The organism is Aeromonas lusitana (assembly GCF_002812985.1).
In the GTDB taxonomy this organism is placed as follows: Bacteria; Pseudomonadota; Gammaproteobacteria; order Enterobacterales; family Aeromonadaceae; genus Aeromonas; species Aeromonas lusitana.
The window spans coordinates 20276-41301 of record NZ_PGCP01000002.1; the positions used below are offsets into that span (position 1 = coordinate 20276).

Below are 21026 nucleotides of genomic sequence, written 5' to 3' on the forward strand. Positions count from 1 at the left end.
ATCACAGCCAAGGAGGCAGACCCCATGTATCAGCGCCTGATCCCGTCCCTGCGAATTCACAGCTGGGGAGACGAACCCCTGCTGGAGGCGACCGAGCAGGATCGCGCCCGCATCGTGCAGGCCGCGCCGGTGCGCCGGCTGCAGCAGAAGACCCAGGTATTTCCGCTGGATGTGAAGGCCTCGGTGCGAAGCCGCCTCACTCACTCCCTGGAGGTGCAGGAGACGGGCCGCCAGATCAGTCGCCGCATCCTGGCCCAGCTGCCCGCCAGCACAGTGTGCGAGGGGGCCTTCATCAATCTGGTGGAGATGTCCTGCCTGCTGCACGACGTCGGCAACCCGCCGTTCGGCCACTTTGGCGAGCAGGTGATGAGCCAGTGGCTGGCACAGACGCTGGATGATCTCTTTGCCAGCGCCCATGATCAGCTGCCAAGCCCCCAGTGGGCCGAACTGCGTCAGGACTTGCTGGTGTTCGATGGCAACGCCCAGAGTCTGCGACTGGTGCACAGCCTGCACGAGTTGAACCTGACTCTGGGGCAGCTGGCGGCCCTGTGCAAATACCCGCAGCAGCCGACACCGGGTCAGCACTTTGGCCAGCACCACGGCTGGGCCAGCAAGCGTGGCATCTTCTTCAGCGAACAGCCGCTCTACCAGGCCCTGAGTCAGCAGTTGGGGCTGGCTCCCGGCTGTCGTCATCCGCTGGTCTACATCATGGAGGCGGCGGACGACATCTCCTACTGCATCGCGGATCTCGAGGATGCGGTGGACAGGCGGATTCTCACCCTGAGCGAGCTGCAGCAGGCGCTGCAGAGCGCTGACGGGGGGGATTACATGGCAGTTCTGCTGACCCGGGCCACGGCGTCGGAGCGCGGATTCTTCCCCCATTTTCGCCAGCAGCTCACCCGGGATCTGGTGACCCTGGCGGCCGACACCTATGTGGGTGAGCATGAGGCCATCCTGAGCGGCGCCTATCCCCAGGCCCTGCTGCACGGTCAGGCACCGGCGGCGCGGGTGCTGGATGTGCTCAAACAGGTGGCGAGGGAGCAGGTCTTTATGCGCCCCGAAGTGGAGGCTCTGGAGCTGGAAGGCTATGCCGCCCTGCGCGGTGTGCTCTCGACCTATGCCTGTCTGCTGGCGTTGCCGGCCGCCCAGTTCGAGCGGCTGCTGGCGGGCAAGGGGGGCAGCGAGCTGTTCTTCGCCCGCCGGCTGTTCCATCGCTTGTCGGCCCGTCACCTCAAGGCATATCGGCTGGCGGTGGCCACGGCGGATCCTCGCTTCGTGTCTGCCGCCGAGCAGGAGTGGTACTACCGGGTCAGATTGCTGCTCGACTACGTCAGCGGCATGACGGATACCTATGCGCTGGAGGAGTTCCGGCTGTTGTCCGGGATCTGATCGGTCTCATCAGCCATCTCACCCATATGGGTGGGGTGGATATTGCACAAAAAACGGTGTTTTTCTAGACTGTGGCAACTTGTTCAACTTTCACTCGGTAAGGAGACGTCTATGCAACATTCAATGCTCAACGTTGCGTTCGACCGCTGCATCGGCAGCGCGAAGACTCGTGCTCTTTATTTACCGCGTGGAGGGAACAGGTAACACCTGCCTTTTCATCACCCGCGGTTATCCCGCAGGGTGATGTCCTCTCTCCGGGAGAACCGCATGTTCAACTGGAGAATCATATGTCTATCGAACTCACACTGCTGCGCACCGTCGAATCCCTGGTACAGAAACGGATCACCCGACTGGAGCGTCGCGTCAGCTATCTGAACCTCTCACCGGCCATGTTGAAGGATATCGGCCTGGAAGGGATGAATGTGCAGATCGCCCATGTTCGCGAGCAGGAGTTTCAAACCGGCTTCCGCCTCGGGAACCGAATAACCTGATGACAGGGGGCCAGCCCCCCTCTCATTGACACTGGCAGGCCTTGGCCTGCCTTTTTCATTTCCATATGGAAATGTTACAAATTTATTAGTCGCACATTGAGCCAAAAACTCTATGATCACCCCCCAGTCTGTATGGGAGTCACTCATGTTTCGTCGCTGCTATCGTCTCATCTTGGTGTGCTGGCTGGCCTGCGGGAGCCTGGCGGCGATGGCCGCTACTGCCTTAAGCCAGGAGAATCTGGCGCACTGGGAACAGACCTGGTTGGACGCCCGCAGCGAGCTGGTGATCGGCATGCCCTCGGTGGATTGGCCCCCTTATGTCTACACCAATGGGCGGGGTGGCTTCAGCGGTCCGCTGGATGATTATGCCGAGCTGGTAGCGGATCGGATGGGACTGACGCTGAAGTACAAGGGTTATCCCGACTATGCCCGTGCCCAGCAGGCCCTGCTCGATGGCGAGGTCGATCTGCTGCTGGGGGTGACGCCGGAGCAGGTGCCGCTTCAGCAGGCGCTGGTGACCCTGGATATCATGGGGGTGCCGAGGGGCATATTGCTGGCGCGCTCCCAGATGGGCTCTACCCTGGCGGTGGCGAGAACCTGGCGCTGGGTGTGCATCCGAGGCTTCGGCGCCTGTGATGAGCTGGCCAGACTCGGCGTAAAGGAGCTGGAAGAGGCTGACAGCGTCGACGAGGCGGCCTTCATGGTGAAACGGGGGCTGGCGGATGCCTATCTGGCGGATTTGCCGACCCTGATCCGCCTGCAGCACCTGCGCCAGCATGCCCAGCTGCAGGTCATCACCCCCTCCTGGGTGCCCGCCACCCAGTTGACCATGGTGGTGTCAGCCGACAACCAGGGGCTGCAATCCTTGCTGCAACGAGTGCTGGTGGCGATCCCGGAGAGCGAGCGCTGGCGCCTGCTGGAAACCGGGGGTGGCATCGATTACGGCCAGGTGCATGGGCCGCGCCAGAGCCTGTTCAGTCAGGATGAGCTGAACTGGCTGGCGCAGCATCCCGTTTTGAAATACGGCGTGGCCCCGAACTGGCCGGCGGTGAGCGAGATAGACAAGCATGGTCAGCTGAACGGGTTTCTGGCGGATCTGCTCAAGCTGATGAGCGCCCGCGCCGGTCTTCAGTTCACCCTGGTGCCGACCCAGAGCTGGGCCGAGACCCAGGCGCAGTTTCAGGCAGACAAGCTGGACTTCATTCCCGCCATGACCCCGACCGACGAGCGCCGTCAGTCCATGCTGTTTACCCCGGATTATGCCTTCATCAACCGGGTGATCGCCTCGAGGCAGGGGGTGGCCGAGCTCTCCAGCCTGGCGGAGCTGAAGGGGCGCCGGGTGGGCATGGTGGCGGGCTCGGTGGAGAAGGGCTTGCTGGATCAGCTCGGTGCCCTGCAGGTCAATGCCGGCAGCGACACCCTGCTGCTGCCACTGCTCGACAGCGGTGAGGCCGACTATGTGCTGATGAGCACCACCACCCTGGAGCAGGCGCTGCAAAAAGGCTTCAGCGATCGCTATCAGGTGGTCTTCTCCGGCAACGAGTTGCGGGTGCCGGTCGCCATGGCGGTGCAGCAGCAGGATCCCATGTTGCAGCAGATCCTGACCAAGACGCTGCTCTCGATCCGGCCGGAAGAGCTGACCCGACTGGAGCACAAGTGGATGTCCCTGACCATACAGACGGGGATAGATCCGGGCAAGGTGCTGCTCTGGTCTTCCCTCGGCGGGGGCATCTTCCTGCTCTGTGTGCTGCTGTTTGTCGGCTGGAACCGCACCCTGCGCCGCCAGATCAAGCAGCGCCAGCGGGCGGAGCAGCAGTTGAACGAACAGCTGACTTTCGTGCAGACCCTGCTCGACTCCCTCCCCAACATGGTGGTGCTGCGGGACAAGCAGCTGCGCATCACATTGTGCAACCACGCCTACCGTGACGCCTTCGTCAGCAGAGAGGATGGCAATCCGCTCTATCTGGACAACATTCCCTCGCCGGAGCGGGTGCGGGTGCTGCGGGAGGAGCGGGAGGTGTGGCAGAGCGGCGAGGTGCTCGAGGGGGCAGGTTACAGCCTGCGCCAGGACGGAACTTCATTCCATGTTATTTACGCAAAGCAGCCATACCTGTCACCAAATGGTGAAATGTTGGGTGTATTGACTGTTTTAACCGATGTGACCCGCATAAAAGAAGCCGAGGCGCGGGCCCGTCAGGCGGAGGTGCGCCTCACCCAGATCACCGACAGCATGCCGGGCATCGTCTACCAGTACCTGTGGCAGGGCCCCGGTAAGGGGCGCTTCCTCTATGTCTCCCAGGGGGAGCGGGAGATCCTGGGCTGCTCCGAAGAGGAGCTGTTGGCGGCGGGGTCGGGTGGCGAGGTGTTCGGCTTCACCGAGGCGGCGCTGCAAGACTTCGTCAGCAAGGTGGCCAACCACGCGGAAACCCTGGCGCCGCTGGATCTCGAGATCCGGGTGGAACGGGCGGAGGACGAGCGCTATCTGCAGATCCGTGGCAGCTTCGTGCGCCAGGAGGAGGGGCTGATCCTCAACGGCGTCATCCATGACATTACGGCGCTCAAGCAGCAGGAGCATGAGCTCAGGGAGGCAAGGGCCAACGCGGAGCAGGCGATGCAGGCGCGCAGCCGCTTCCTCGCCACCATGAGCCACGAGCTGCGTACCCCCATTTCCGGCATGCACGGCATGCTGGAGCTGCTGCAGATGAGCGAGCTCGACGACGATCAGCGCTACATGCTGCGCAACATAGCGACCTCGGCCAACAGCCTGCTCTATCTGGTCAACGACATCCTGGACTTCTCCAAGATGGAGGCGGGCCAGCTGCAACTGCATTACCACCCCAGCCGGCTTACCTCCGTCATCTGCGACGTGATCCGCAGCCACGCCACCCTGGCCTATGGCAAGGGGCTCAAGGTCACGTTGGCGTGGGGGAGCGAAGTGCCGGATCAGGCCAGCATAGACGCCATCCGGATGGGCCAGGTCATCTCCAATCTGCTCAACAACGCGGTGAAGTTTACCGAGCGGGGGGAGATAGCCATCCGGGTTGGCTATCAGGGCGGCCAGCTAGTGTTTGAGGTGCAAGACAGCGGGATCGGCATTGCCGAGAGCAAGCAGGTGGATCTCTTCATCCCCTTCAAGCAGGTGGAATCCGACATCACCCGGCGCTTCGGCGGGACCGGGCTCGGGCTCGCCATCTGTCAGCAGCTGCTCCACAAGATGGGAGGCACCCTGGCGCTGCAGAGCCTGCCGGGAGTGGGCACCTGCGTGACCTTCAGCCTGCCCCTGGCCGAGTGCCAATGGGATGCGCCTCCCCTGGCGGATCAGGATTGGTGGTGGCTGGGTGACGACAGCGCACTGCAGGAGACCATGGTGCAGCTCGGAGCCAGGCTGCAGCGGCTGGAGCCGCACCAGTGGCAACGACCCCTCAGCGGCCGTCTGCTTGCGGAAGAGCGCCTGCTGGAACAGGCCCTGGGAAGTGATTGGCAACAGCATTTGCAGCAAACCTCGCTCACGGGCATAGTGCTTTCATCACAGGAGGCCCTGCGTGGCCGGATGGGGAGCGATGCCTGGTGGCGATTGGGTCAGTCCCCTCTCTACCCGGATCTGCTGCTGGAGACCTGCCGCCAGCTGTCGGGGGAGCGACCTGCTCCGACCGAACCCCTGCTGCTCGACAAACTGCAAGGGCGCGTGCTGGTGGCCGATGATCATCCGGTCAACCGCGCCTTGCTGGCTCGCCAGCTCGCCATTCTCGGCATAGATGCCGAGCTGGTGGAGGATGGGGAGAAGGCGCTGCGTGCCTGGCAGGGGCAGGGGTTCTCCCTGCTGCTGACCGATTGCCACATGCCGGTGATGGATGGCTACACCCTGACGCGCACCCTGCGCGGGGCGGGGGAAAAGGCTCCTGTCATAGGGGTCACGGCCGATACCTCAGAAGAGGCCAGCCAGCAGATGCAGGAAGCAGGCATGAACGACATGCTGTTCAAGCCATACAACCTGGAGACATTGCGCCATACCCTGGTGCGCTGGCTGCCCGCGGTCAGCGAGCCGGGCGAACCCGTGACCCGCACCGCGGCCGTGACCCAGCAACAGGAGTCGATCTGGCTCTCTCTGTTCGGGGACGAGGCGGTGGCCCGCAGCATGGCGCGGGAGTATCTGGACTCCAACCGCCAGGACGGGGAGGAGATGCTGCGAGCCTTGGCCCGCCAGGATACCCAGGCACTGGTGGAGACGGCGCACCGCATCAAGGGCGCGGCCCGCATGGTCGGGCAGGCGGCCCTCGCGACTGAGGCCGCCGAGCTGGAGGCTGCTGCCCGTTTGAAGCAACTGAACAAGTTAGACGAATTGAGCCGTACGGTTCAGGTATTGATGGATGGGATTACCCGAGAGATTGGATTATGGCTCGATGAACAAGACTCAGCATGAGTTGGTGATCATGGTGGTGGAAGATCACAACTTCCAGCGCAAGGCGTTGATGCATCAGATAGGCAGACTCGGTTACGGCAACCTGCTGGAAGCACAGGATGGCGAGGCCGCTCTCGAGCTGTGCCAGCACCACCCGGTCGACATCCTGTTTTGCGATCTGCGCATGCCCGGCATGGACGGTATGGCCCTGTTGCGCCGGCTCTCCCTTGGCGGATTCCGGGGCGGCGTCATCCTGTGCAGCGCGCTGGAAGACGACGTGGTGGATGCTGTGCTGCGCATGAGCGCGGCTTATGGCCTGCAGGTGCTCGGGCGGATCGACAAGCCCGCGACCCACCAGCAGATCAAGCAGATGATCGGTGCCTGGCGGCCCCAGCAGGAGCGCACGCAGGAGGAGGACAACCACTGTCTGACGCCGGATGAGCTCAGTCAGGCGCTGGAGCAGGATCAGCTGCTGCCCTGGTATCAACCCAAGGTGAGCTTTGGCACCGGGGAGTGGATCGGCATGGAGGCGCTGGCCCGCTGGCAGCATCCCGACTATGGCCTCATCTCGCCGGCCCGCTTCATTCCGCTGGCGGAGCGCCACGGTCTCATCGATCAGCTGACCGAGGTGATCATCAGCAAGTCCCTGCGCGATGGGCACCTGTGGGAGCGCACCGGGCTCTCCCTCAACCTGTCGATGAACCTCTCCACCACCTCCCTCATCGAGGGGGATCTGTGCAGCAACCTGCTCAACCATTGCCAGCGCTGGAGCATCAACCCGGAACTCATCACCTTGGAGGTGACCGAGAGCGCCTTCGTCAAGGATCTCGGCCTCTCCCTCGAGGTGCTGACGCGCCTGCGCATGCACGGCTTTGGCCTCTCCATCGATGACTTCGGCACCGGCTACTCCTCCATGCAGCAGCTGGCGCTCTTGCCCTTCACCGAGCTGAAGCTGGATCGCTCTTTCGTCGATCGCTGCTACGAGGATCCATCCCGACTCGCCATCATCGAGTCCAGCATAGAGCTGGCCCGCAAGCTGGGCCTCAAGTCGGTGGCTGAAGGGGTCGAGGATGAACCGACCTGGCAGCTGTTGAGCCGATTGGGGTGCGATGTGTGTCAGGGCTTCTTCTCCGCCCGCCCCATGCCGCGGGATGAATTGCTGGCATGGCATCGTACCTGGCGTGAACGATTGCCCGCATTAATCACTCATTGAGTCTTGGGTAGGATGCCCGCAGTAGCACAAGGATGTGTATGAAAATTTCAAGCAAACTGCTGTTCAGCTTCTGTTTTATCAACCTGCTCATCATGCTCTCCTCGGCCCTGGTCTACCACCAGCTGGGCCGCATCGAGCAGTCGCAGGAGGCCCTGCTGGCTCAGGCCCTGCCCGCCCTGCAGCGGGACGAGGCGAGCCAGAAGGCGCTCATCGCCACCGTCTCGGCCCTGCGGGCCTACCTCATTCTCGGCAAGGATCCGGCGCAGGCTGAGCGCATCAAGCAGGAGTGGGATGGCGCATGGCAGCTGATCGAACGCCAGTCGCTCACCCCGGCCTTGAGCAAGTCCCTCAAGGGTTTCAAGGGCGAGCAGGAGAAGGTGTGGGCCCTGGCCCATACCGAGGAGAACCTGCCGGCCCACAGCCTGATGTTGCTGGAGGCCGGCCCCCTGGCGGAGGCGGCGCTCGATCAGCTGCAATCCTTTGCCAATGAAGAGGTGGCCACTCCGCAGGCCGATCTGCCCGGCGATCGCCGCCTGCTGCTCAAGCAGGTGGGGGATGCCTACAACAGCCTCGCCAACGCCCTCTCCGCCCTGCGCGACTTCCTCATCTCGGGGGACAAGGAGTATCTGGGCAAGTATCAGGACTACTACCAGTTCCACCAGCAGCGGGTGGCCGAGCTCAAACAGCAGCAGACCAACTTCACCGAGGCGCAGAAGGGGCTGTGGGCGCTGTTTGAACAGATGTCGTCCCCCTTCGCCGAGCTGGTGGCGCAGGTGATTGCCAAGCGCCAGGCTCCTGACTGGGATCAGGCGAACCATCTGATGGCCACTGCCATCGAGCCCGCCCTGACCCGGCTCGCCGGCCAGCTGGCGGCCCAGGTGACCCACACCCGGGGAGAGGTGGATCTCATGGCCGGCAAGATGGCCAACGCCGGTCAAACCATACACAGCACCCTCTTGCTGGCAACCAGCAGCACCATATTGCTCGGTACCCTGGTGGCCCTGCTGTTCAGTCGCCGGCTGACCCGGGACATCGCCAGCCTGGTGGCCCGCGCCGGCCTGGTAGCGGATGGTCGCCTGCCGGTTGAGCCCTTGCCCGTGCTGCGCCAGGACGAGCTGGGGGGCCTGACCGGTTCCATCAACCGGATGTCGGGGCAACTGCGTCAGTTGGTCGGCGAGATCCAGGGGGCGGTCGGCCAGGTGGAGGGGGCCTGCCGCGAGGTGGGCCATACCAGCAATCATATCGTAGGGGATCTGGCGAGCCAGAATCAGCGGGTCGATACGGTCGCCGCCGCCATCGAGCAGATGTCGGTCAGCACCCGGGATGTGGCGGGCAACATTGCCGATGCCGCGGATGCCGCTCGTCAGACCGAGCTGCAGGCTCGGCAGGGTGGCGATGCACTGGCGCGCATGGGAGCCACCATGGCGCAGATTGCCGCCATGATAGCCGAGGCCAATCAGGCGATGGGGCAGCTTCGCAGCCAGAGTGAACAGGTGGGGCGGGTGACCGACGTCATCGCCACCATCGCCGAGCAGACCAATCTGCTGGCGCTCAATGCGGCCATCGAGGCGGCGCGCGCAGGCGAGCAGGGGCGGGGTTTTGCCGTGGTGGCCGACGAGGTGCGCCAGCTCGCGAGCCGCACCAGCCAGTCGACGGCACAGATCAACCAGACCATCGCCAGCATCCAGCAGCAGACCCGCCAGACGGCCGAGACCGTGAGCAGCGGCACCCGGCTGGTGGAGCAGGGCAGCGGCGCCGTGGCGTCGGTGACCGAGACCCTGGAGGCCATGACCCAGCTGGTACAGGATCTCTCCAGCCAGCTCGGCACCATAGCCACGGCGACCGAGCAGCAGTCCCGAGTGGCCCAGGAGGTGGCCGGGACGGTGGAGGAGATAGCGGGTCTGAGCCGTCAATCCAGCGAGCGCAGTCAGCAGGGGGAGGCGATTGTCGCCAGGCTGGCCCAGGAGACGGGCCGTTTGACCTCGGCCATCAGCCGCTTCGAGCTGAGATAAGCAGAAGGCGGGTCCATGCCCGCCTCTTGATCACACCATGCTGCCGATGAAGCCTTGGGCTCTCGTCAATCCAGCCGGCGGAAGCTCTGGTTGTCGAAGCTGCTGCTGGTCTCCTGATTGAGCAGAGTGACCAGCAAGATGGCGCGCTTCTCGCCATCCGGCTCCAGATAGATGGCCTCGAATCCGGCGAGCGGGCCAGATTCGATGAGTACCTTGTCCCCCTGACTCGGCAGGCGAGCGTAGCAGGCTCTCGCCTCGTCGCTGTCGTCCCGGCTCATCAGGCGATAGATGAGCTGACTGCTGACCGAGCTCCACTCCTTGCCGAAATGGATGATGCGGCTGATGCCGCGGGTCGATTTCAGGGTGATGGGCGGGATCTCGTCGAGATCCACCAGGATGAACAGGTAGTTGGGGAACATGGGCTCGCGTACCGGTACTCGCTTGCCGCGGCGCAGTTTCTCGACCTCCACCATGGGGTAATAGGATTCGATCCCCTGAGCTTGCAGATGAGCGCGGGCGCGTGCCTCTTCCTTTGGCTTGCAATAGGCCAGATACCATTTCTTCATTGTTCTGATTTTTGTCGTGTTGCCGTGCTTGTGGCTATGATAACGGGGGCAAAAAAAAAGGCCACGCTTGGCGCAGCCTTTTTTGCAGAGTGAGTGGTTACCAACCTTTCACCAGGCCACCCTTGAACAGCTCGGTGCCTTTCTTGTAGACCTCGTCGGTCTGGAAGGACTGGACGAACTCCTTGACCTTCTCGTCATCCTTGTTGTTTTCACGGGCGACGATCAGGTTCACGTAGGGGGAGTTCTTGTCTTCGACAAAGATGCCGTTCTCGGTCGGGGTCAGGCCAATTTGACCGGCGAAGGTGTTGTTGATGATGGAGAGATCAACATCTTCCAGGGAGCGGGGCAGCTGAGCGGCTTCCAGTTCGACGATCTTGAAGTTGCGCGGGTTGCTGGCGATGTCCAGTACGGTGGCTTCCAGACCGGCACCTTCCTTCAGCTTCAGCAGACCTTGCTTCTCCAGCAGGATCAGGGAGCGACCCAGGTTGGTCGGATCGTTCGGCACCGCGATCTGGGCACCGTCTTTCAGCTCGCTCAGGGCCTTGATCTTCTTGGAGTAACCGGCGATCGGGTAGACGAAGGTGTTGCCAACCGGCACCAGCTTGAAGCCGCGATCACGGATCTGGGCATCCAGATAGGGCTTGTGCTGGAAGGCGTTGACGTCGACGCTGCCGTCGTTCAAGGCCACGTTCGGGGTGACGTAGTCGGAGAAGGTGACGATCTCGACGTTCAGACCATATTTCTCTTTCGCCACCTTGGCGGCGGTCTCGACCAGCTCGGTCTCGGGGCCGGCGATGGCGCCGACTTTCAGGGTCTTGTTCTCTTCTTTCTGGCCACAGCCGACCAGTACCAGAGTAGCCAGCAGCGCTGCTGCAGCGGATTTAATGCCCAATTTCATAAAAACCTCCTGTCAGAAATCGACGATTAACGATGATCATATTGTTTGACCAGGCGCTCACCTGCGCTCTGGATGAGTTGAACCAGTACTACCAGAATGGCTACGGTAACCCACATGACGACGGGCTCGTAACGTTGATAACCATAGCGAATTGCAACATCTCCTAACCCGCCTCCCCCGATGGCACCGGCCATGGCGGAGTAGTTCACGAGGGTGACGAGCGTAATGATGACGCTGTTGAGGATGCCGGGCAGGGCCTCGGGCAGCAGCACCTTGGCGATGATCTGCAAGGGCTTGGCGCCCATGGCCTTGGCGGCTTCCAGCAGCCCGTCCGGCACCTCCATCAGGGCTCCTTCCACCAGACGGGCGATGAAGGGCACGGCGCCTATGGTCAGCGGCACTATGGCGGCTATGGTGCCGATACTGGTGCCAGTGATCACCCTGGTCATAGGAGTGATTGCTACCAGTAAAATGATGAAGGGCACCGAGCGGCCGACGTTGACGACGATGCCGAGGGTCCGGTTAAGCCGCGGGTTGGCCAGGCTCTGACCCGCCTTGGTCACGTGCAGTGCCATTCCGAGCGGCAGACCGAGAACATAACCAAACAGGGCGGAGGCAAACACCATGATCAGGGTGTCACCGAGGGCGGTGAATAGCAGATTAATCATTGCTTCGGACATGGATCATCACCTTCAGCTGAGTAGGGTTGTTGAGTCGACGAGGGTCGGGAGTGGCAGATCAGTCATTGCTGCGGACATAGCCCATTACCTCCAGCTGAATGTGGTTGTCGATGAAGAACTGCTGGGTGGCCTCGCACTGGGCTTCGTCCCCGAACAGCTCGGCCAGCAGGAAGCCGAACTTGACCCCGCCGGCGTATTCGATGTCCGCACTCAGTATGCTGATATCGATGTTGAAACGACGGCTCACCTCGGAGATGAGCGGGCTGTCGACGGTGCCGCCGGTGAAGCCGAGCTTGACCAGGGGGTAGCTGCCGGGCACGCGCTCCGGGCTCATCCGCTCCTGGTACTCCTGCGGCACCTCCAGATGGATGGTGGAGTGGATGAAGTCACGGGCCAGCTGGGTCTTGGCGTTGCTGAAGAACCAGGCTACTTCCCCCTGCTCGATGAGGCGACCATCGCTGATGATGGCGACCTCGTCGCAGATCCCCTTCACCACGTCCATCTCGTGGGTGATGAGCAAGATGGTGAGCCCCAGCTTGACGTTGATCTCCTTGAGCAGGCTCAGGATGGAGCGGGTGGTCTGGGGATCCAGGGCCGAAGTGGCCTCGTCACACAGCAGCACCTTGGGGGCGGGCGCCAGGGCGCGGGCGATGGCGACGCGTTGCTTCTGGCCACCGGAGAGCTCGGATGGATAGGCCTGGGCGCGGGCTTCCAGCCCGACCAAGGCGAGTAGCTGCTCGACCCTGGCCTGGATCTGCGCCTTGCTCCAGCCAGCCAGTTCCAGCGGGAACGCGATGTTGGCGAACACGGTGCGGGAAGAGAGCAGGTTGAAGTGCTGGAAGATCATGCCGATCTGGCGACGGGCCAGGGTCAGCTCCCGCTCTGGCAGGGCCACCAGATCCTGGCCATCGACGATGACCTGGCCGTCGGTGGGACGCTCCAGCAGGTTGACGCAACGAATGAGGGTACTCTTGCCGGCACCAGAGGCGCCGATCACGCCGAAGATCTTGCCTTGGGGCACATGCAGGCTCACATCACGCAGGGCGTGCACGGCATCACTGCCTTTACCGTAGACTTTGTTGAGACCGTTCAACTTGATCATGGATTCTTCCGTGCTAACAGCCTTAAAGCACAGGGCGCTACAGGCGGGTGAATTGGGCAGAGGTTTCACTGGGTTGCTCTGCCATTATGGAGGATGATGCTAAGATGTCTGGATGGCTGTGTCAACGTGAGTTTCTACGTCTAGACGTCTAAAAAATGGATAAGGATTGCCGCGAAATGACTATGGATCTGAAGGGTCAGGCAAGGGGCAAGATTGAATTCTGAGTTTTAGTTTTTATACCGAATATAACCCGGATTATTGGCGATAAGCTGCCGATCCCATTGTACTCCCCGGTTGCCTCATCACAGGAACTGAGCGCCTGTTGCCAAGATGACACGGATCCTTTTGTTTTTCCCTATCTCTTTTCACCTCTCCATCTTGTTGATAATGAACAATAAACGACCAGATCTGCCGAAAGGCAGGGCTGGCAGCATCTTCTGCTGCACAAAGAAGCCGGGGTAGAGATTCGGTGGGGGAAGAGATGAGAGAGCCATGCTCGGTATGGGTCCCCGTTTCATGGGTGAAACAGATAGCCGAGCCATCGTTCTGGAAAAGGCGCCGGTGGGCAGAGTGCAACCGGGCGTCTTGCCACCAGAGGCGGGAGGGCGAGGTTTGCGCTGTTTCTCTTTCATCCACTCTCGCCCTGATAAAGAAGGCCCGACATCTGCCGGGCCTTCTTTATTATCGAATGCGCAAAAGGATCACTTCCCTTGCTGGGCCTCTGCGTAGAGGGCGGCGCCTATGATGCCCGCCTGATTGAGGCTGGCCGCCGCCACCAGGGGGGCCCGGGTCTCTATCTTGTCGATGAACTTGTCGAGCTTGGCGGCGCTGCCGCCCCCCAGGATGAACAGATCCGGGGAGAACAGAAATTCCAGTCTGGCCAGATACTTGTTGAAACGTTTGCCCCACCGGCTCCAGGAAAGATCTTCGCGCTTGCGGGCGGCATCCGAGCAGTAGTGTTCGGCTACCATGCCTTCCAGCATCAGGTGCCCCAGCTCTGTGTTGGGCAGCAGCTGGCCATTGACGAACACGGCTGTGCCTATGCCGGTGCCGACCGTGATGAGGATGATGACCCCCTTGCGATCCCGGCCTGTGCCGAAGCGCATCTCGGCCAGACCGGCCGCATCGGCGTCGTTGATCACGTGGCAGGGCAGGCCGGTCACGTCCGCAAACAGGTGGGCGGCATCGGTTTCGACCCAGCTCTTGTCGATGTTGGCGGCACTCTTGGCGATACCGTTGTGGATGATGGCGGGGAAGCCGCAACCCACAGGGCCTTTCCACTCGAAGTGCTCGACCAGTGCCTTGAGGGTATGGGCGATGGCGGCGGGGGTGGCCGGCTGCGGGGTGGCGATGCGGTGGCGTTCACCTATGAGTGCACCCGTCTTCGTATCGACCAGGCAGCCCTTGATCCCGGACCCGCCTATATCTACTCCCAACATCTGCATCAGAATCTTCCTTTTTGTGTGCCGATGATCAAACTCGGCAGAGCATGAAAAAATGGCTCGCATCAGGCAAGGGCCAGATCGCTCAGGCGTGATCTGACAATCCTTTTTCGATGCAGCGGATCAGCAATTTGGTCTTTTTGTTCTCGCCTTGCTGGCGGCTGGTCAGGGTCGCCAGTGCCCATTCGATGTGTTCGGCCACCATGGGGGAGGCCGTCTCGAGCGCCTGTTGCAGCGCCGCCATCACCTCGGGGTTGGCCGGGCCATTGCCAAGGGCCACCGCCAGGTTGCGGCGCCAGCGCTGATAGCCGATGCGGCGGATGGGGCTGCCCTCGGTGTGTTTGAGAAACTCGCTCTCCTGCCAGCGCCACAGGTCGAGCAGGGGCGGGCGGTGCAGATTGGGGCGCGGGCTGAAATCGGGCTCTGGGCTCACATCGGCATAGCGATTCCAGGGGCAGATGAGCTGGCAGTCATCGCAGCCATAGATGCGGTTGCCCATGAGGGGGCGAAACTCTTCGGGAATGGGGCCGTCGTTCTCTATGGTGAGGTAGGAGATGCAGCGACGGCCGTCCACCACGTAGGGCGCGACTATGGCACCTGTGGGGCAGATGTTGATGCAGGCCACGCACTTGCCGCACTGCTCCTTCTCCACCGGCGCGTCCAGAGGCAGGGGCAGGTTGATGAGCAGCTCACCGAGAAAGAAGAAGGAGCCCGCCGATTCATTGAGCACCAAGGAGTGCTTGCCTACCCAGCCGAGGCCAGCCTTGGCAGCGAGGGGCCGCTCAAGGACGGGGGCCGAGTCGACGAAGGGGCGCCAATCCGTCGCCTGAAACAGCGCCTGGCAGCGCTGCTCGATACGCTCCCCCAACTGCTTGAGGCGGTTGCGCAATACCTTGTGGTAGTCGCGGCCGAGGGCGTAACGGCTGATGTAACCCAGGGTGGGATCCCGCAGGGTGCTGGCGAAGCCCGCCTCGAACGGCAGGTAGTTCATGCGCACCGACAGTACCCGCTGAGTGCCCGGCAGCAGCTCGTGGGGCCGGGCCCGCATCATGCCGTGACGGGCCATGTAATCCATGCTGCCGTGATAACCCGCGTCCAGCCAGGCCTGCAATCTGGGCTCCTCGATGGAGAGATCCGTGTCGGTGATCCCGACCTGGTCAAATCCTAGCTCGCGTGCCCAGAGCTTGATATCTTGGGCCAGTTGGTGGAGTTCGGCTGTCGTCATGCTACGCCGTCGGTAAGCCGGATCACGAAATGATGAGGGTGGAGAGCCGTCATGGTGCAGGTTATCGAGGATGTTGTCAGCGGTAATGGAGGCATCAGTTTAGCACAGCCCCTGTGGCGGACCGAACAGATCCGTAGCCTGGAGCGGCGCTGGGCCGAGGAGAAGGGGCCTGATACCTATGCGCTGATGGAGCGCGCGGGTGGCGCCTTGTGCAACTACGCCCGCCACCACTGGCCCCAGAGCCACATCTGGTGGATCTTCGTCGGCCCTGGCAACAACGGCGGCGACGGTTACGTGCTGGCCCGCCTCGCCCGGCGGGTCGGGCTCGACCCCATAGTGATAGCCGCGCGAGCTCCCGAGTTGCTCAAGGGGGATGCCAGGCGGGCCGCCGATGCATGGCTGGCCGCCGGGGGCGGCGTCACCCTGGCACAGGAGGCCGCTCTCTCTTCACTGCCTTCGGCGGATCTGGTGGTGGATGCACTGCTTGGCACGGGTGTCCATATCCCTCTCTCCCTCGCAATGACAAAGATCGTCGCAACAATCAATGCTTTGCATGCTCCCGTGCTGGCCGTGGATCTGCCCTCGGGACTCAATGCCGACACAGGCCGTGCCATGGGCGCCCTGGTGCGTGCCACCCGTACCCTCACCTTCATCGGTATCAAGCAGGGCATGCTGACGGGAGACGCGGTCGATGGCGTCGGTCAGCTCGACTGCGACCCCCTCGGGGTGGTGCCGGATGCAAAGCTCATCCCTGCGGCCCTGCGCATCGATTACCCCGGTCTCAAGGCGCAGCTGACACCTCGCCCTCGCTCGGCCCACAAGGGAGACAACGGCCGGGTGCTGCTGGTGGGGGGCAACCTCGGCATGCAGGGAGCCATACTGCTGGCGGGGCAAGCCTGCCTGCGGGCGGGGGCCGGGTTGGTGCGGCTGTGCCAGCACCCCGATTTACTCCCCGCCAGCCTGGTGCAACCCGAGCTGATGGGGTGGCAGACGGGCATGGATGAGAGCTGGCCCGGGGTGCGGGTGCTGGGGCCCGGGCTCGGCCAGGATGAGTGGGGGCTTGCCCGCTTCGAGGCCACCATAGAGTGCAAAGAGCCGCTGGTATTGGACGCCGATGGATTGAATTGGCTGGCGCACAGGCCCCGCCATCAGGATAATTGGGTGCTCACTCCCCATCCAGGGGAGGCGGCTCGTCTGCTGGCCTGTTCCATCGACGAGATCGAAGGGGATCGCTTCGCCACCGTCACTCGGCTGCAGTTGCGTTATGGCGGCGTTGTGCTGCTCAAGGGGGCGGGCACCCTCATCTGCGACGGGCAGGGCACATTCCTCTGCACCGAGGGCAACCCCGGCATGGCCAGTGGCGGCATGGGGGATCTGTTATCTGGTATAATCGCCGCCCTCCTGGCCCAGGGCTGGTCTGCCAGCATGGCGGCCCGACTGGGGGCCGCTATCCACGGGGAGGCCGCTGATCTGGCGGCTGCCGAGGGGGAGAGGGGCATGCTGGCATCGGATCTGCTGCCCTGGATCCGCCGTCTGGTCAATCCGACACAGTAACAAGTTAAAAGAAGAACATGGCAAAAACGTTGATGATGACACTGCCGGATGAGGCAGCAACAGTGGCTCTGGGCGGACGGCTGGCACAGGCGTGCCAGGCGGCGACCACGGTATTCCTGCACGGCGCCCTCGGGGCCGGCAAAACCACTCTGACCCGGGGCTGGGTGCAAGGGCTTGGCCATCAAGGCAAGGTTAAGAGTCCAACCTATACCCTGGTGGAGCCCTATGAACTGGCCAACTGGCAGGTATATCACTTCGATCTCTATCGCCTGGCGGATCCGGAAGAGCTGGAGTTCATGGGTATTCGGGACTATTTCGGCGCCGATACCCTCTGCCTGGTGGAGTGGCCGGAAAAAGGGGACGGCTGGTTGCCAGCCCCGGATCTCGAGATCACCCTGACGTATGTAAACGAGCAGCGTGAGGCCCTGATAGAGGCCCGCACTGCTATCGGCGAAGCCATTCTGGAACGGTTGTCATCTCAGTGCGCTTGATCCTTGTCGTAATGCTTTCCCTGCTGGCCCTGCCCTCCTACGCGAATCAGCTCAAGAGTGTGCGGGTGTGGCCATCGCCGGACAACACCCGGGTGGTGCTCGACATGAGCAGCGCCCCCAATTTCAATTACTTTACCCTGAGCGGTCCGAGCCGGCTGGTGATCGACCTGAAGGGGGCGAGCAATGCCGCCAATCTGGCGCGCATCGAGAACAAGAGCGAGCTGGTGCGCAAGATCCGCGAGAGCACGCCACTCGAGAAGGGCAGCATGCGGCTGGTGCTGGATCTCAGCTCCACCATCAAGCCTGTGGTGTTCCCGCTGGCGCCAGCGGGCCCTTATGGTCACCGGCTGGTGATCGACCTGCCCTATGAGGAGCGGGGCGCCGCTGCCGCGGCCCAGTCCGCTCCGGTCGGCGGTCACGGCAAACCCATCGTCATCGCCATCGATCCCGGTCATGGGGGGGAAGATCCCGGCTCCATCGGTCCGCGCCGCACCTACGAGAAGCGGGTGACCCTCTCTGTCTCCCAAAAATTGGCGGCCCTGATCGACCGTGAGCCCGGCATGCGTGCCGTGATGACCCGTCGTGGGGACTACTTCGTCGACTTGAACAAGCGCTCCGAGATTGCCCGCAAGGCCAAGGCGGATCTGCTGGTGTCGGTGCACGCGGACAGCTTCCACAACTCCACCCCGCGCGGTGCCTCCGTCTGGGTGCTGTCGACCAACCGCGCCAACCGCGAGATGGGCAGCTGGCTGGAGAAGCAGGAGAAGCAGGGTGAACTGCTGGGGGGCGTCGGCAAGGTGTTGGCCGAATCCGATCCCAATCCCTATCTGGCACAGACCTTCCTCGACCTCTCCATGGACAAGTCCAGGGCCGAGGGCTATGACGTCAGCCGCCAGATCCTGCGCTCCATGGGCAAGGTCGCCCGGCTGCACAAGAAGGCCCCGGAGCACGCCAGTCTGGCGGTGTTGAAGGCGCCGGACATTCCCTCCGTACTGGTGGAAACCGGTTTTATCTCCAACCACGCGGAAGAGAAGCTGCTGGCCACCGCCAGTTACCAGGATCAGCTGGCCCGCGCCATCTTCGAGGGGATCCGCAACTACTACCGCAGCCACCCGACCAAGGGCCCCATGCTGACCGGCAAGGGCCAGAAGGCCGTGGTCGCCAGCCAGCCGGTGCAGAGCCAGCCGGTACAGAAGAAGCAGGTTGCCGCGCCCCAGCAGCAACAGGTGGTCAATCGCATGCCGGCGACCGTGCCGAGCCGCAGCAGTGATGGCGGCGCCCCGGTCAGCAGCGTGAGCAGCGGCTCAGGCGCCGGGGTGATCAAGCCCTACTCGGTGGCGGCCAAGGAGACGAGCGCGCCGGTCAGTACCGTGCAGGCCAACGACAAGTCGAAGATGATCCGGCACGTGGTCACCCGCGGCCAGAGCCTCTCCCGTCTCGCCGAGAAGCACGGCGTGAGCCAGGCGCGGTTGGTGGAGATCAACAAGTTGAAATCACGGGACATCCAGATAGGGCAGGTGCTCTACATCCCGCAATAAAAACAATCAGGAGTAACTGATGCCGATCCGTATATTGCCGCCCATTCTGGCGAACCAGATTGCCGCTGGTGATGATGCGGTGGAACGCCCCTCTTTCGTGGAGAGGAAATCTGGCTCTCGCAAGAATAACAATCAGGAGTAACTGATGCCGATCCGTATATTGCCTCCTATTCTGGCGAACCAGATTGCCGCTGGCGAGGTGGTGGAACGCCCCTCTTCCGTGGTGAAGGAGCTGGTGGAGAACAGCCTGGATGCGGGGGCGGATCGGATCGAGGTGGACATCGACAAGGGCGGCGCCAAGCTCATCCGCATCCGTGACAACGGTTGTGGTGTGGTCAAGGATGAGCTGGTGCTGGCCCTGTCGCGCCACGCCACCTCCAAGGTGGCGACCCTGGACGATCTGGAAGGGATCAACAGCTTGGGGTTTCGCGGCGAAGCGCTCGCCTCCATCAGTTCGGTCTCCCGTCTCACCCTGACCTCCCGCACCGCCGAGCAGAGCGAAGCCTGGCAGGCAGAGGCGCAGGGGCGCGAGATGAGCGTGACCGTCAAGCCGGCGGCCCACCCGGTGGGCACCACGGTGGAGGTGGTGGATCTCTTCTTCAATACCCCGGCCCGGCGCAAGTTCATGCGCAGCGAGAAGACCGAGTTTGCCCACATCGACGAGCTGGTGCGCCGCATCGCGCTCTCCCGCTTCGACGTCACCCTGATCCTGCGCCACAACGGCAAGGTGGTGCGCCAGTACAAGTCGGCCAACACGGTGCAAGAGCAGGAGCGGCGCCTCGCCGCCGTCTGCGGCACCCCCTTCATGCACCACGCGCTGGCGGTGTCGAGCGAGCACAGCGACGTGCGCCTGTGGGGCTGGCTGGCGACTCCCGCCGGGGCCAGACCCCAGAACGATCTGCAATACACCTACGTCAATGGCCGCATGATGCGCGACAAGCTGATCAATCATGCCATCCGCCAGGCCTATGACGAGCTGCTGCCCGCCGGCAGTTTCGCCGCCTATGTGCTCTACATAGAGCTGGATCCCCGTCAGGTGGACGTGAACGTCCATCCGGCCAAGCACGAGGTGCGCTTCCACCAGGCCCGTCTGATCCATGACTTCATCTTCCAGGCCCTGTTCAGTGCCCTGCACGAGGCGGCCAAGGCAGATGATTCCATGGCTGAACCATTAACTGGTAGTGAAATAGATCTGCCATCCACGTCCCCTGCGGAGTATCCGGGGCAGGCTCCGCGCCCGGAATGGTACGGGGCCGAGCACAGCTATCGTGCCCCGGCCCAGCCACAGGCGGTGCGAGAAGGCGGGGCCCGCGCCGGCGGCTATCAGCCCCCCGAGCCACCGAGCCGGGAGGCGGTGCGCGGCATAGGCTCCCTGCTCACCACCTTGCCCCTGGCCGGGACCGAGCCGGCCAGTGCGCCGGGTCCTGCTGCCGCAAACCCGCCTTCGCAGGGAGTTCGGGCTTTGACCCTGGTGGAACAGGCCTATCTGCTGTTTGAGCAAGGCGGCAAGCTGGCGCTGCTCTCCCTGGTGCGCGCCGAACGCTGTCTGCTGCGTCACTGGTTGCTGGACACCTGGGGCCAGGGGCTGGCGGCCCAGCCCCTGTTGCTGCCGGTCTCCTTCAAGCTGCCCAAAACCCTGGTCGCGCTGGTGGCAGAGCAGGAACGTTTGCTTAAACGCATGGGGCTGGAGTTGAAAAGCGGGGGGCGCGACACCATGATCCTGACTCGGGTGCCAGCCTTGCTGCGCCAGACCGATCTGGTGCGCCTCTTACCTGAATTGCTGCAGTTGATCGAGAGCGGATCTGACAGTGATGCAAACCAGCTGGCTGAAGTACTATGCCAATGGCTGGTGGAGCAGGGTATAAGCACCGAAAAAATATATGATTTTTCAACGGCCAGTCGCTTGCTGACGGAACTTGTGACCGGTTACGGTGACCAACTGGCTGATATTCGCATGGTGCGCCCGCTCTCGCTGGCGACCGTGCTGGCAGAATTTGCACAGGACAGTCCAGCGCAATGAGTAACC

At 62.7% G+C, this 21026-nt stretch carries 16 protein-coding genes; 10 read left to right on the plus strand and 6 right to left on the minus strand.

The window, feature by feature from the left end; translation table 11 throughout:
- The first annotated feature begins 24 nt into the window (after positions 1-24).
- From dgt to CUC44_RS00940, 5 genes are all read left to right on the plus strand, one after another.
- Positions 25-1389, plus strand: coding sequence for a dGTPase (gene dgt, locus CUC44_RS00920; protein ID WP_100858135.1), 1365 nt, complete (start codon positions 25-27; stop codon positions 1387-1389).
- A 287-nt stretch (positions 1390-1676) separates the two neighbouring features.
- Complete coding sequence (locus tag CUC44_RS00925; protein WP_100858136.1) at positions 1677-1880, plus strand: hypothetical protein; 204 nt, start codon at positions 1677-1679, stop codon at positions 1878-1880.
- Positions 1881-2025: 145 nt separating this feature from the next.
- Positions 2026-6300: an ATP-binding protein gene (locus CUC44_RS00930; protein WP_100858137.1), complete on the plus strand. Its 4275-nt coding sequence runs from the start codon at positions 2026-2028 to the stop codon at positions 6298-6300.
- Positions 6281-7492, plus strand: a complete 1212-nt coding sequence (locus tag CUC44_RS00935; RefSeq protein ID WP_167388735.1) for an EAL domain-containing response regulator — start codon at positions 6281-6283, stop codon at positions 7490-7492. The genes CUC44_RS00930 and CUC44_RS00935 overlap by 20 nt, the downstream gene beginning before the upstream one ends.
- Before the next feature lie 38 nt (positions 7493-7530).
- Positions 7531-9504: a methyl-accepting chemotaxis protein gene (locus CUC44_RS00940; protein WP_100858138.1), complete on the plus strand. Its 1974-nt coding sequence runs from the start codon at positions 7531-7533 to the stop codon at positions 9502-9504.
- 65 nt (positions 9505-9569) lie between these two features.
- Here the strand turns inward: CUC44_RS00940 and rfaH are convergent, their stop codons facing one another.
- The 6 genes from rfaH to queG all read right to left on the minus strand — a co-directional run bounded on the left by rfaH (position 9570) and on the right by queG (position 15417).
- A complete protein-coding gene (gene rfaH, locus CUC44_RS00945) occupies positions 9570-10070 on the minus strand; it encodes a transcription/translation regulatory transformer protein RfaH (protein ID WP_100858139.1) in 501 nt (166 codons plus the stop codon).
- A gap of 97 nt (positions 10071-10167) precedes the next feature.
- Complete coding sequence (gene metQ, locus CUC44_RS00950; RefSeq protein ID WP_100858140.1) at positions 10168-10968, minus strand: methionine ABC transporter substrate-binding lipoprotein MetQ; 801 nt, start codon at positions 10966-10968, stop codon at positions 10168-10170.
- 26 nt (positions 10969-10994) lie between these two features.
- Positions 10995-11648 carry a methionine ABC transporter permease gene (locus CUC44_RS00955; RefSeq protein WP_100858141.1) on the minus strand — a complete coding sequence of 218 codons (654 nt, stop codon included), beginning with the start codon at positions 11646-11648 and terminating at the stop codon, positions 10995-10997.
- A 58-nt stretch (positions 11649-11706) separates the two neighbouring features.
- Complete coding sequence (gene metN, locus CUC44_RS00960; RefSeq protein ID WP_100858142.1) at positions 11707-12750, minus strand: methionine ABC transporter ATP-binding protein MetN; 1044 nt, start codon at positions 12748-12750, stop codon at positions 11707-11709.
- Between the two features lie 701 nt (positions 12751-13451).
- Positions 13452-14195 carry a polyphosphate--glucose phosphotransferase gene (gene ppgK, locus CUC44_RS00965; RefSeq protein ID WP_100858143.1) on the minus strand — a complete coding sequence of 248 codons (744 nt, stop codon included), beginning with the start codon at positions 14193-14195 and terminating at the stop codon, positions 13452-13454.
- Positions 14196-14277: 82 nt separating this feature from the next.
- Entirely contained in the window at positions 14278-15417 is a 1140-nt protein-coding gene (gene queG / locus CUC44_RS00970; protein WP_100858144.1) for a tRNA epoxyqueuosine(34) reductase QueG, read from the minus strand.
- 51 nt (positions 15418-15468) lie between these two features.
- Here queG and CUC44_RS00975 point away from each other — a divergent pair, with 51 nt between their 5' ends.
- From CUC44_RS00975 to mutL, 5 genes are read left to right on the plus strand one after another with little or no spacing between them, the layout of a single operon-like run.
- On the plus strand, positions 15469-16971 hold the full coding sequence (locus CUC44_RS00975) for an NAD(P)H-hydrate dehydratase (RefSeq protein ID WP_100858145.1): 1503 nt from the start codon (positions 15469-15471) through the stop codon (positions 16969-16971).
- Between the two features lie 17 nt (positions 16972-16988).
- Positions 16989-17462: a tRNA (adenosine(37)-N6)-threonylcarbamoyltransferase complex ATPase subunit type 1 TsaE gene (gene tsaE / locus CUC44_RS00980; RefSeq protein ID WP_100858146.1), complete on the plus strand. Its 474-nt coding sequence runs from the start codon at positions 16989-16991 to the stop codon at positions 17460-17462.
- Positions 17453-19000: an N-acetylmuramoyl-L-alanine amidase gene (locus tag CUC44_RS00985; protein WP_100858147.1), complete on the plus strand. Its 1548-nt coding sequence runs from the start codon at positions 17453-17455 to the stop codon at positions 18998-19000. The genes tsaE and CUC44_RS00985 overlap by 10 nt, the downstream gene beginning before the upstream one ends.
- Positions 19001-19019: 19 nt before the next feature.
- Positions 19020-19142, plus strand: a complete 123-nt coding sequence (locus CUC44_RS21365) for a hypothetical protein (RefSeq protein ID WP_279627806.1) — start codon at positions 19020-19022, stop codon at positions 19140-19142.
- Between the two features lie 3 nt (positions 19143-19145).
- Positions 19146-21020, plus strand: a complete 1875-nt coding sequence (gene mutL / locus CUC44_RS00990) for a DNA mismatch repair endonuclease MutL (protein ID WP_100858148.1) — start codon at positions 19146-19148, stop codon at positions 21018-21020.
- Positions 21021-21026 lie beyond the last annotated feature (6 nt).

Bases quoted from the DNA above. Each gene is read 5' to 3' on its own strand.
- dgt (WP_100858135.1), top strand. From the start codon at position 25: ATGTATCAGCGCCTGATCCCGTCCCTGCGAATTCACAGCTGGGGAGAC.
- CUC44_RS00925 (WP_100858136.1), top strand. From the start codon at position 1,677: ATGTCTATCGAACTCACACTGCTGCGCACCGTCGAATCCCTGGTACAG.
- CUC44_RS00930 (WP_100858137.1), top strand. From the start codon at position 2,026: ATGTTTCGTCGCTGCTATCGTCTCATCTTGGTGTGCTGGCTGGCCTGC.
- CUC44_RS00935 (WP_167388735.1), top strand. From the start codon at position 6,281: ATGAACAAGACTCAGCATGAGTTGGTGATCATGGTGGTGGAAGATCAC.
- CUC44_RS00940 (WP_100858138.1), top strand. From the start codon at position 7,531: ATGAAAATTTCAAGCAAACTGCTGTTCAGCTTCTGTTTTATCAACCTG.
- rfaH (WP_100858139.1), bottom strand. From the start codon at position 10,070: ATGAAGAAATGGTATCTGGCCTATTGCAAGCCAAAGGAAGAGGCACGC.
- metQ (WP_100858140.1), bottom strand. From the start codon at position 10,968: ATGAAATTGGGCATTAAATCCGCTGCAGCAGCGCTGCTGGCTACTCTG.
- CUC44_RS00955 (WP_100858141.1), bottom strand. From the start codon at position 11,648: ATGTCCGAAGCAATGATTAATCTGCTATTCACCGCCCTCGGTGACACC.
- metN (WP_100858142.1), bottom strand. From the start codon at position 12,750: ATGATCAAGTTGAACGGTCTCAACAAAGTCTACGGTAAAGGCAGTGAT.
- ppgK (WP_100858143.1), bottom strand. From the start codon at position 14,195: ATGCAGATGTTGGGAGTAGATATAGGCGGGTCCGGGATCAAGGGCTGC.
- queG (WP_100858144.1), bottom strand. From the start codon at position 15,417: ATGACGACAGCCGAACTCCACCAACTGGCCCAAGATATCAAGCTCTGG.
- CUC44_RS00975 (WP_100858145.1), top strand. From the start codon at position 15,469: ATGGTGCAGGTTATCGAGGATGTTGTCAGCGGTAATGGAGGCATCAGT.
- tsaE (WP_100858146.1), top strand. From the start codon at position 16,989: ATGGCAAAAACGTTGATGATGACACTGCCGGATGAGGCAGCAACAGTG.
- CUC44_RS21365 (WP_279627806.1), top strand. From the start codon at position 19,020: ATGCCGATCCGTATATTGCCGCCCATTCTGGCGAACCAGATTGCCGCT.
- mutL (WP_100858148.1), top strand. From the start codon at position 19,146: ATGCCGATCCGTATATTGCCTCCTATTCTGGCGAACCAGATTGCCGCT.